An 11937-nucleotide genomic window follows, 5' to 3' on the forward strand; every position below is an offset into this window, starting at 1 on the left:
CTCGTCCCGGTGCTCCAACACCAGCCGCACCGCGCGCTCCCGTACCTCTGGTGAAAACGTGCTCGGTCGTCCCATGTCTCCATCCTCTCAACAAATGGAGCCTCCAGGAAAGCCGGGGCGGTTCACTCTCCCCGCGGGAAGAGCTTGGCGGAACCGTTCGGCAGCACGGCGGTAATGGCGCCCGCCGAGCCGGCCCGTACGCCGTACGCCGTGAAGCGAGCCAGGTGCACCGCCCCGGTCAGGGATTTCCCGAGGACGTAGCGGTAGGAGCCCTGATGGTCGTAGAGCGCGTTGGTTACTCCCACGCTCGCGCGTGCGCCATCGATCACGTAGCCGCCCGCAATGTTGCCCTCGTAGACTACGGGGCCCTCCAGATCCGTAATGCTGGTCGAGGCCGCGAGAGCCTCGTCAATGGACGCGGGCTTGGTGCCGCAGCAGACGTTGCCAACGAGGGCCAGGTTCTTGGGCTTGTGGGTTGTGGAGCCCGGGCGGTGGGTGCCCGTGCGGACGACCGCAAGCCCGACACCGCCCACGCTGGCGTCGCCGCGCAGGACGTTGCCCTGGATGACCGAGTCCTGGGCGCCGGAGGCGTTGAGCAGCACCTGCACGCTACTCTGGCTGGGCCCGCTAGGCAGGTGCGCCTGGTTGGCGGCGAAGATCGTGCCGCGCGGCGCTGTCGCGCTGGCGCTGTCGGCGAGGGCGAAGTACAGGTCTGCGTTGGCCGAGAGCCAGCCGTCGGCGCCCTCAGCCCGCTCGACGTAGTTGGCGATGAAGGTATTGTGCTCGCCGGTGCCGAGAACTCCGATGCCACCTTGGGTGCTATAGGCGAGATTCGCCACCACGTGGTTGTGGCGGGAGAGCCCCTTGAGCACGATCGCGTCGCCGCCGATGGCACGCACCGTCGAGTCTTCCTTCGGGCCACCGATGTGGTTGCCGCCGATGTAGCAGTCGTCGACGGCCTCGAGGTCGATGCCGACGGGGCCCCCCGAGGCGTTTGCAGTGGACCGAATGCGTACACCGAGAATGCTGCCACGCTTCGCCGACGGTGATGTCGTCCAGCCGTTGCCGGTGACGATCGCTGACAGCGCAGAGGTAGCGGCGCTCGCGCCCATGCCGCTGATGTCGATGGCCACGTCCTCGATCAAGAAGTTGTCGGTATATTGGAGCTGAAGGATGTGGCTGGCGACCGCGTTGGAGGTGCAACGCAGGCTGAGGTGGGCCAGGCGGCCCGTCCATAGCTCGTGACCGGCTGCGCTCGGAAGCACCGGCTTGCTGGTCATGCCGAGCACGAACCAGTAGGCGCGGTAGGCGGCGTCGAAGGAGGCTGGGTTGCTGCCATCGGCCGCGCCGCAATCCCCGTCGAGGATGATCTCGCAGGCCTCCCGTGATTCGCCGACGATGCTGGCCGCGCCGTACATCCAGAGGACGTTGACCGTCCGGATCGCTGTGGCGGAATGCAAGAAGATGCTTTTGTCGGCAGCGCTCGCCGCCTCCAGGCAGCGGCGGAAGGGAGTCGTGTCATTGGCGGTGCCGTCGCCCACCACGCCAAACCACTGCGGCAGCAAGGCATCCGTGCGCTTGAAGGTGCTGCCGCTCGCAATCGCGCCGGTGCCGCTGAAGGTGAAGATCGGATAGGGGCCCGCTTCAATGCGCCCATGGACAGTGAGCGATACGCCGTTCGCGATGTCGATGGTGCTTCCCGCCGGCAGGCTCAGCGAGACGTTCTCCGGGATGGTGGTGTTCTCGTCCACCTTCAACACGACGTTCGTCGGCACATCGAGATGGATCAGGTTCCCGTCGCCTGTGATGGGCGAGACGTTGCGCGTGGTGGTGCTCAGGGCCGCAAGGGCCGCCTGCAGCGAGGCATAGGGCGTTCCGCCGGGCTGCGAGTCCACGTAGAGTCGGGTAGTGGTCATGCGGGAACAGCTCCTGGTTCGGCGCAGCAGGTGGTGCGAGGAAGAAGGTCTTCGACGACGTCAGGAGGCGCTTCCGCCGCGCTCCTTTCCGGCCTGATTCGCTGCGGCGCTCACCCGCTTCCTTCGACGGTGGCGCCACCACCAGAGCGAGGCAAGCCACGGCGCCCAGGTCCCCTGGGAAACGCTTGGCACACTGCAGCTCCCGCAGCCTCCGTCGTGGTCGGCGCGTCGGCCTTCGTCGAGACCGAGGCGCGCGTCAGCGGCAGAGCTACGGTCCAGGCTCCCGCCGTCGCTCGCTCCGCTGCGCAGGTCATTTGCCACGGCTGCATCGAGGATGCGGCCGTCCGAGGGCGGTGCGTCCGGGTCGGCGATGACGTCCGCACGAATATCGACCGGGGCGCCATCGAGGCTGCAGCAGCCGCCGAGGTCGGTGCGCGCGTCGGGCGGCATAACTCCTCGGTCTGGATTCGGGACGACACCCTTGTCGCGTGCGGTAACTCCCTTGTCAGGGGTGGGAGCAACGCCGTGGTCCGGATTCGCGACGACGCCCTTGTCGGGCGCGATCACCCCTTTGTCCAGCGGTGGCACCACGGCATGGTCGGGAGCAATCACCCCTTTGTCCGGGGGGGGCACCACGGCTTGGTCGGGAGGCATCATTCCCATGTCGGGAGGGGGGACCACGGCCTGGTCTGGACCGGTGACGACGGTCTGGTCGGGGAGCAAAGCGTCGGCGACCGCCTGGTCATGCGGCGAGGCGTCGACAGGACCGGCGTCGGGCCTGCCGTCAGGCTTGCCGCCTCCGTCGGACGCCAGTCCACCGTCGGTGCTGGGCAACCCGGAGAGGGTGTAGATGTAGACCGCTTCGTCGAAGGGAGGCCCGTTGTTGTCGGGGGCGTGGACGAAGGCTTCATTGCCCTGGAGCGCCACGTCGTGGCCAAAGCCCTGGCCGACATACGTGTCGCTCGCCGTGAGCCTGAGGAGCTCGGTCCAGACGCCCGCGACGGGGGCAAAGAGGTAGGCTTCGCCGGTGAGGATCTGGGGCATATCATTGAACCTGCCGCCGAGCAGCACGCGGCCCTGGTCGACGCTCAGCACAGAGCCGAGGGCTGCGTGGGTTCCGGGTACACTTCCGAGCAGCTTGGCCGTCTGGACCCAGGTGGAGCCTGCTCCGGAGAAGACATACGCCGCGCCACGGGCATACACCCCCCCGTCACAGTCGCCGTCGGCACCGGCTACGAGGGTGCCACCATCGAGGGCTAGAGCCGACCCGAAGCCGGAGCCCAGGCTCATGGTGGTGCTCCCGACGAGAAATTGCTTCGCGTCGGCGGCCCAAAGCTTGGCTCGCTGCGTCCAGCTCGCACCGCCGCCGGTGAACACGTAGACGGCGCCGGTACGAAAGCCCGATGGGTGGTCGGTCATCGCTCCCACCGCGAGGTGCACGCCATCCCAGGCCACCGATCTGCCGAATTTCTGGAGCGCCTGGGTGTCGTTCGGCAAGAGCTCGAGGCTCTGGGTCCAGACCGGGCCTCCGGCGCCCTGGCTGCGGGTGAAGATGTAGACGCCGCCAGTCTGTGGGGCCGGGGGCTCGATCGGCGAGAACGAGTGCGCGTGAATTGGAGCGCCCACCACCACCGTGTCGCCCGACACGCCAACCGTCCAACCGAAGTCGGCGTAGTTCGTCGGATCGCTCGCAGTCAGGCGGGCCTCCTGGACCCAGCCCCCGCCCTGGCGTCGAAAGACGTAAGCCGCGCCGACGTAGGGACCCTTCATCGTGGGCGGAACCTCACTGGGCGCACCGACGACCAAGGTGTCTCCGTCTAGAGCCAGGCTGTACCCAAAGGCCTCCGGCACGGTCGGGCTTGACGGCGTCACGGTGCTCGAGAGCACCCAGCCCGGGCCGACCTTGGTGTACATGCGGACCACCATGGAGCTGACCTCACTGACCGCCAGCGTCGAGCCGTCGATGGCGAGACCTTGTCCGAACGCATAAGCTCGTGTCGGCCAGGGCCCCCTAAGCTTGAGCTCCGTCGCAGTGACCAAGGAAGACCTCCGCGTGACGACCCGCGGCGTGGGATCCATACAGGCGCTCAGCCCCCCGCTGCCGATGATGATGGCTGCCACCCCGAGCCACCCCAATGTCCACCGCATGCTCCACCTCTTCACATGGCGATGTCCCTAGGCCCGGACGTGTATCGCATACACCTCGACGAATACGTCGTAGGTCCCGAGCAAGCCCGAGCCTCCCTGAACCTCGACCTCGAAGTAGTCATCGCTGCCGGAGCCGCCATAGGCGCGCGCCGAGAAGCCCGAAGCGTCGAGCACCGCGGACCGCGTGTTCGGTTCGCTCTGCGACGATGGATCGATGCTTAGGGCATTCAAGATCGCCGAGGAGGAGCCGGCTCCACTTCCCTTGCGGAGCTGGCCCGTAATGACGCCGCCACTTGCCGGCCCATCCAGGTTCGCAACGAGATAGCCCAGGAGCCCCTGATGCCGAAGGTACTGCCGCGTTCCGCCCTCCGGACCCAGACCCATCACGCTGATTCCGGCGCGAACACCGAAGGCCGTGAAGCGGGCGACGCAGCAGGCGCCCCCCAATCCGAGACCCACCATCTGCGTGTAATCGGCTCCGCTGCCGTTGCTCAGGCCATTCGACGCCCCCACCGCCGAGCGAGGACCCGTGAGCACGTAGCCGCCCGCCAGGTTGGCCACAAACGTATGGGGCCCGAGGATGTCGCTGTCCGTCGAGCTCGTCGGCTTGCGTTCGATGAGGACCGCAGGGTACGAGCCGAAGGCAATGTTGCCGGTGACCGCGAGGTTCGAGGGCTTACGGATTTGATACCCGGCACCAGGCTGGAACGTCCCACAGTCGAGTCCTACGTCCGCTGCGGCTCTCGGTTCGTAGTCGCTCCGCAGGGCGTTGCCAAGGACTACCGCGGTCTCGGCGCCCGCGAGCTCCAAGAGGTTGTGAACCTGTTGGTCGACCTGAGTACCGGGAAGGTTGCACTGGTTGAAGGCGAACAGGGTGCGCTTGGGCTTCACATCCGCCCCTTCGGACGCATTGATCTCGGGGACGGCAGCGAAGAAGTTGGTTCCTGCGGGGTACCACTGGCTGACGCCTCGCACCCGTTGCAAGTAGTTCGATAAGAACCGGTTGTCGGCTCCAGGCCCCTCGATGCCGATCCGCCCCCGCGTGGCATAGGCGCGGTTGTAGCCCACGAAATTGCGCGACGCGCTGTGGAGCACCGCCAGCGGGTCGTCGGCGACGTAGTCGATGATGTTGGCGACGACCTCGGAGTTGGTCGTCTGGATTAGATTGATACCGGCGGGACCCTGATTAGTTCCACCGCTCGAGCGGGCGAGATGGCGGGTCCGATGAATGCGACCTCGCGTGACGCCCACGGTGCTGGCCCAACTATTGGGGATGATGGATGCCAACGTTGTGGTGGCGGTCGCGGGATCGAGCCCCGTGATGTCGATCGTGACCTCGCAGAGCTCGAAGTCCCTGGCGGAGTGAAGCTGGACCATGTGACGGACGACGCTGTTGCCATCCTTGACCTTGAAGCGGAGACGTGTCAGCCGACCACACCAGGGCACCGTCGAAACGGGGGTCATGACGGGCTCGCCGTCCTGGTAGGTGCCCGTCCAGGCCGGCTTCGCGGTTAGCCCGAGGTTGAACCAGTAGGCCGCATGGTTGCCAAGGTCCGCATCTAGGATGATCTCACAGGCGTCCCGCGATTCGCCGACGACCGAGGCGGCGCTGTGGAGCCAGAGCACGTCGACCGTCCGGATCTTCGTCCCCGCGTGGAGGAAGACCGTCTTGCCCGCCGAGCTGGCAGCCGCCAAGCACCGCTGAAAAGCGTCGGTGTCATTCGCGCTGCCGTCACCCACCACCCCGAACCATTGCGGGAGGAGCCTCCCCGTGCGCTTGAAGGTGCTCGCGGCGGCGACAGTGCCCGTGTGGCTTCCGCCGAAGGTGAAGACGGGATATGGCCCAGCCTCGATGCGTCCGTGGACCGTCAAGGATGCGCCGTCCGAGACCTCGATGGTGCTTCCCGCCGGCAAGACGATCGAGACGTTCTCTGGAATCGTGGTGTTCGCGTCCACCTTCAAGACAACGTTCGTCGCCACGTCGAGGTGGAGCAGACTCGAATCGGCGGTTATGGGCGTGACGCTGCGCGTGGTGCTGCCGAGGGCGGTCAGGGCGTCCTGAAGCGACGCGTACGGCGTGCCCCCGGGCTGAGAATCTATGTAGAGTCTCGTGGTTCCCATCGCACGCCGCCCCCTGCGTTTTCCTTCGTCAGGCTCCGATCCAGAGTTTGTGCTGTTCCCAGGCGATACGGCTCCACTGCTCGATATTCGAACTCCCCCCAGGGAACCAAGCGGCCTGCTTGTACATGGCTAGGCTCGCGATGTGGCTGTCATAGGTCCAGGTCCACGTTTCGTTCGGCGACGAACCTAATGGAAAGGCTCCAACGACCAGGGTCCCGGCGTTGGTGATCGTGCCACTTCTCGCGGACATGTCGAGCTGCGTCTCGAGTGTTCCGTTGACGAAGAGGGCCGCGCCGTTCGTGCTGGCCTCGCTGCGATCGACGAAGGCCCAGATGTCATACCACGCGCCGGTGGTGAGGCCACTCGGGCTCTCGAGCGTCGAGCTCCCGCTGACCGAGGAAACCATGAAGCTGGCCTTGTGAGCGTCGCTGAAATACAGGATCCACCCGATGAAATGCTGTGGGTCATCTCGGTCGCCACGCTTGAACATCACGCACCGATTCGCGGCGTTCGAAGACAGCTTGACGACCGCATGGACCGCGAAATCCTCCGTCGTGATGTCCCCTACCGAGGAGCCAGACGATTCGAGGCGGTAACCTGACCCGAAGAGCACGGAAAGGTCGGGCGCACCGAGCGGGCTGTTGCTCTGAAGATAGCTCGGAGCCGTGCCACTTCCAGCCTGGGTCAACGATTCCCCACCATAGACCCAGTACGCCCACGTCCCCGCGGCGGCATCTTCGCCACGATAACGAAATGACGGAGACACGGCGATCCGATTCGCGTAGAGCGCTGTGGGTATCGCCGCGGCTCCCGTCGGCGTGATGATGCTCATGCTGCACACTCCCCCTCCAGAAAGGAACGCTGCAGCCTAGCGGTGGCGCAGCGTTCGCACCCTCATGACTAGTAGCGTGGGCGAGGGGTCCCGTCAAGGACAAACTCGCAATGACTACCCACGATCGTTCCCTCAGAACCGGACACCTCAGCGGAATGCCGGTGCCTGGCCTTGGCGAGAACCATCTGCGGCAGGGCGGGGAATCGCAAAGGGAATGGCTGAGGCGTGGCGCCTGTCGTGGACTGTGTGCTTTCGCGCCCATCGCGAGTCCATGCGGTACTCGGTGTGCGCGACAACATGCTACAAGGCCGCATGGGCACCCCTCCGTCTCGTTGCAACACGCGGCCGGCAAGCCACTCTTTCGGTCCCCTGGCCCTCGTCGCGCTCGTCGCGCTCGTCGCGCTCGCTGCGCTGCCGCTCGGCGCGTGCGGCAGTTCACCGTCGCCCGCCACCGACGCGGCCCCGAGTCCCGTCGACGCGGCCCCCGACACCCTCCCCGCCTGGCGCCCCCCGGTCTTTCCCGAGGTGCGCGTGAACGCCCTCCTCGGTAACCGGCCGAAGCTCCACGCGGGGGACCCGAGCCGCGTGATCCTCGGCTCCACCGGACGACGCATGTTCGCCCTCGATCTGCGCCAGCGGCCCGGCATCGTGGGCGACGTGAACTACATCCACGAGGAGGGCTACGCCGGCTCGAACCTGGGCACGCGGCTCCTCGAGCTATCGCTCCGCCGCGGGGCGGACCTCGCCGCGTTCGAGCCCACGGGGCACCTCTACTGGCCCGATCACACCGAGGTGAAATGGAAGCTGAAGGACGACGCGAGCGTCACGATGACGGAGCAGAAGTTCATCACCGAGGACGACTGCGTGGTGGACGAGCTCTCGCTGACCAACGGCGGCGCCACCGCCGCTGCGTTCGCGCTCCGGGTGGAGGGAGCGCTCCTCGCGCGCGGTGAAGCCGGCGAGGGACAGCTCCACGGGCAGGCCACCTTCTTCGGCGTGCCGGCAGCCTTCGCGGGGGCCGGCACGGGGCTCGCCCCCGTCGACGCGGCGTACACCGCACCCGTCTCCCGCAACGCGGACGCCTTCGGCTACCCGAAGCCCACCGCCTCGTACACCTTCTGGGGCGATTCGGTCTGGGAGACCGTCGACGGGGACCTCTCGCAGGCCTCGCGCTGGACAGCCTACGGTTCGGAGAGCGCCGAGGACTGGCTCGTGCTCGACCTCGGCGCGGAGCACGAGCTGGACAAGGTGGTGATCCACTACTACGACGACAGCGCGATCGGCGGAAAGATCCGCCCGCCGGCGAGCGCCCAGCTCGCGCTCCGCGGGGCGAGCGGCAACTGGCAGACCCCGGCCGACCTCGCCACGACCCCTGCGGCCCCCGCGCCGGGCAAAAACGAATACACGTTCACAAAACAGCTCGCGCGCTACCTGCGGCTCACCGTGCGGCATCAGGCGGGCTTCTCGAGCGGCGTGACCGAGCTCGAGGCCCTGCCCGAGGTCTCGCGCACCCGTCGCGCGCTGGCCGGCGAGCTCTCGATCCCCGCGGGAGAGACGCGCCGCGTGAACCTCGCTCTCTGCCTCGGCCCCGACGCCGCCGCGACGCGCACGCGCCTGGCCCAAGTCGTGGCCCCGGCGGCCAGGCCGCTCGACGAGCACGCCGCCCGCTACGAGAAGTGGTTCCAGGATCACGCGCCGCGCTTCTTCGCGCCGGATCCCTTCTTCGAGCGCATGTGGGTCTATCGCTGGTTCGTGGCGCGCTTCAACCTGGCCGAGATCGGGGCCGGCCGCCTGAAGCACCCCGCCTTCTTCGAGGGGAGGCAGTACTACTCGCGCGTGATCCAGTTCAGCACCCCGCACATCCTCGACGAGACGCGCTGGCTCCGGGACTCACGCTTCGCCTACGGCCACCTGCAGAACCTGGTGGATAACCAGTACCAGGGGAAGGACGGGCGCTTCGACGGCCAGTTCCCGTACCTCTTCACCGACCGGCGCTCGGACTTCTGGTTCATCAACTGGATCGCCCAGGCGGCCTGGGGCCTCTACCAGGTGCACCCGCGCGCCGACTTCCGCACGGCCTTCGCCCCGGCGCTCGAGCGCAACGTCCGCGGCACGGCCAGGCACCACGACGCCGATGGCGACTACCTCTACAAGCTGGGCGCGGAGGACATCGCCTTCTACGCCACGGGGATGGAGTACCAGCCGGCCTTCTACTGGTTCGCAGGGGACATGAACCTGGCGCACGAGAAGTACCCGGACATCGAACGCGCGGACTTCACGAGCTACCTCTACGGCAACGCCCGCGCCATGCAGGAAATGGCGGCCACGTTCCAGAACAAGGCCTCTGAAACCGAGTTCAAGACCCTCGCGGACCGCACGCGCGAGGCCGTGCTCAAGAAGATGTGGCGCAAGGAAGACACCTTCTTCTACGACCTCCTCGCCGCGACCGACGAGCCCGCGCTGGTGAAGCAGATCGTGGGCTTCTTCCCCTTCGCCTTCGGCGTGCCGCCGCGGGACGACCCGAGCTACCTCGCGCTCTTCGACCACCTGACGAACCCGAAGGAGTTCTGGACCCCCTACCCGGTGGCCACCATCTCGCAGGACTCGTCCTTCTTCTCGCAGGTCGTCCCGGGGGGGTGCTGCCACTGGAACGGCCCCACGTGGCCCTTCTCGAACAGCCTCGTGCTCGAGGCGCTCGCCCGCGCGGCGAAGGAGCACCGGGGAGGCGAGAAGCTGCGCCGCGTCTTCTGGGAGCTGCTCAAGGCCTTCACCCTGGAGATGTTCGAGAACCGCGAGCTCGACAAGCCGGAGGTCTCGGAGTCGATGAACGGCCAGTCGGGGACCTGGAAGTCCACCGTCGTGAACTACTTCCACTCCAAGTACAACGACCTCCTCATTCGCCACGTCGGCGGACTCACCCCCCGCGCGGACGAGAAGCTCGAGCTCCATCCCATTCCGTCGGACTGGGCGCACTTCGCGTTTCAAGGGCTGCGCTACCACGGCAAGACCCTCGACATCCTCTGGGACGCCCCGGACGGCAAGGACCACTACGCGGACGGCCTGGAGGGTTTCGCCGTGTACGTGGATGGCAAGCTGCTCTTCCGCCACCCGAAGCTCGCGCACGTGATCTTCGATCCGGCCGGAGGAAAGGTCACCGAAGTGCCGTAGCGCCCCCCGGACGGGCACCCCCGAAGGGGGCCGGGCGGGCCAGTTGACCGGACCCGTACCCGTCGGGCACGATGCACCCGTCCCGGACAACAGGTGTAGGCCGCCGTCGGAGGCGCTGAAAGGGGCATGACGACCGATCCCGCCATCGGGAAGACCATCGGCAACTACGTCATCACCCGATTGCTCGGGCAGGGTGGCATGGGGAGCGTGTACCTCGCCGAGCACCCCGAGATCGGTCGGCAGGTGGCGATCAAGCTCATCGCGGAGCACCTGGCGCACCATCCGACCCTGCCGAAACGTTTCGTGGCCGAGGCCAAGGCCGTGAGCCGCATCCACCACCCGGGCGTGGTGGACATCTACGACTTCGGCCAGACCTCCGACGGGCAGCTCTACTACGTGATGGAGCACCTGTCGGGTCGGGACCTCGGCCGGATCATGAACGAGCGGGGAGCCATGCCGGCGTCCGAGGTGCTCCCCTACCTGCAGCAGCTCTGTCCCGCGCTCCAGGCCGCTCACGACCTCGGGATCGTCCACCGCGACCTGAAGCCCGACAACATCTTCGTCCTCGACCGCACCCCGCTGACGCTCAAGATCCTGGACTTCGGACTGGCCAAGATCCTCGAGAGCGGCCCGGTCGGCGATTCGGTCACGCACACCGGCATGATCATGGGCACGCCGCTCACGATCGCGCCGGAGCAGGCCGCGGGGCGCCCGGGCGACATCGGGCCCCGAACGGACCTCTACTCCCTCGGCGTCGTCCTCTACTGGATGCTCACGGGTCGGCCGCCCTTCTACGGCCACCCGACGGCGGTGCTCCTGACCAAGCACATCACCGAGGCGCCTCCACCGGTGCGCGCCGTGAACGCCTCGGTCCCCGAGCGCGTGGCGGCCGTGGTGGAGCACTGCCTGGCCAAGGATCCCCTGGATCGGCCGGCCTCGGCCACGGCGCTGGCGGCCGCCTTCGCCGGCGCGCTGAACGGGGTGGACCCGACACGACCCGAGCAGCGCCGCACCTCGGGCGCCGAGCACCCCTACGGCGCGACGAAGACCCGCCCCTGGGAGCCGGTTCGCGGGGTCGCGGCGGACGAGGCCGAGACCGCACCGCCGCCGGGCCACGTCAGTGACGTCGTGGTGCCGCCCTATCAGGGGATGACCGGCCCTCGCACGCCGCCCCCTACCGCCATCGCGATGGAGCGCGCGGCCCCCCCCATCGTCGTCCCGCCGCTCGACGGCACGTCGTCGCGCGGGGCGACCACGGGGCACCAGGTCCTCGCCTCCGGTCGCCGGACCGGGCTCGTCGTCGTCGGCATTGCTGCCGCGGCTGTCGCGCTCGGTCTCGGCGCGTACTTCGGGCTCGGCGCCGGGTCGAAGGGACAGCGGGAGCAGCCGGGACCAGCGGCCGGCTCGACGCCCACGGCCGGCACGACGCCCACGGCCGGCACGACGCCCACGGCCGGCGGGCAAGCCTCTCGCGGGTCCGACGCGCGCCTCGCCGCGGACACCACGCCCGCCGCGACCGCTCGAGCCGCCGACCCACGCCCCGTCGTGGACCCGGGCGAAAACGGCGCCGCCTTCCAGCCCGCCAAGGCCGGAACGGTCGGCCGCCGGCCGGGCAAGAAGAGGGGGAAGCACGGCGGGGCGGGAACCGCGAAGACCGCCACGGGAAAGTCCTCTCCCAAGGGGACGCCCGAAACGAAGCCCGAACCCAAGCAGCCCAAGCGTCTCGGCGAGTCTGTACCCGACGACATCTAG

General features: G+C 67.8%; 6 protein-coding genes. 2 read left to right on the forward strand and 4 right to left on the reverse strand.

Going from position 1 to position 11937, the window contains the following annotated elements; all coding sequences use genetic code 11:
• Positions 1-122: 122 nt before the first annotated feature.
• The 4 genes from IT371_11165 to IT371_11180 all read right to left on the reverse strand — a co-directional run bounded on the left by IT371_11165 (position 123) and on the right by IT371_11180 (position 7017).
• The gene (locus IT371_11165; protein ID MCC6748212.1) at positions 123-1916 is read right to left on the reverse strand and encodes a hypothetical protein; all 1794 of its coding nucleotides are present in this window, start codon (positions 1914-1916) and stop codon (positions 123-125) included.
• Between the two features lie 60 nt (positions 1917-1976).
• Positions 1977-3830 (reverse strand): FG-GAP repeat protein, encoded by a 1854-nt coding sequence (locus IT371_11170; GenBank protein ID MCC6748213.1) that lies wholly within the window; start codon positions 3828-3830, stop codon positions 1977-1979.
• Positions 3831-4091: 261 nt separating this feature from the next.
• Entirely contained in the window at positions 4092-6026 is a 1935-nt protein-coding gene (locus IT371_11175) for a hypothetical protein (GenBank protein MCC6748214.1), read from the reverse strand.
• 187 nt (positions 6027-6213) lie between these two features.
• On the reverse strand, positions 6214-7017 hold the full coding sequence (locus tag IT371_11180; GenBank protein ID MCC6748215.1) for a hypothetical protein: 804 nt from the start codon (positions 7015-7017) through the stop codon (positions 6214-6216).
• Positions 7018-7329: 312 nt separating this feature from the next.
• Here IT371_11180 and IT371_11185 point away from each other — a divergent pair, with 312 nt between their 5' ends.
• Both IT371_11185 and IT371_11190 read left to right on the forward strand, forming a co-directional pair.
• Positions 7330-10185 (forward strand): discoidin domain-containing protein, encoded by a 2856-nt coding sequence (locus IT371_11185; protein MCC6748216.1) that lies wholly within the window; start codon positions 7330-7332, stop codon positions 10183-10185.
• Positions 10186-10311: 126 nt separating this feature from the next.
• The gene (locus IT371_11190) at positions 10312-11937 is read left to right on the forward strand and encodes a serine/threonine protein kinase (GenBank protein MCC6748217.1); all 1626 of its coding nucleotides are present in this window, start codon (positions 10312-10314) and stop codon (positions 11935-11937) included.

Source organism: Deltaproteobacteria bacterium, from assembly GCA_020848905.1.
Classification (GTDB): Bacteria; Myxococcota_A; Polyangia.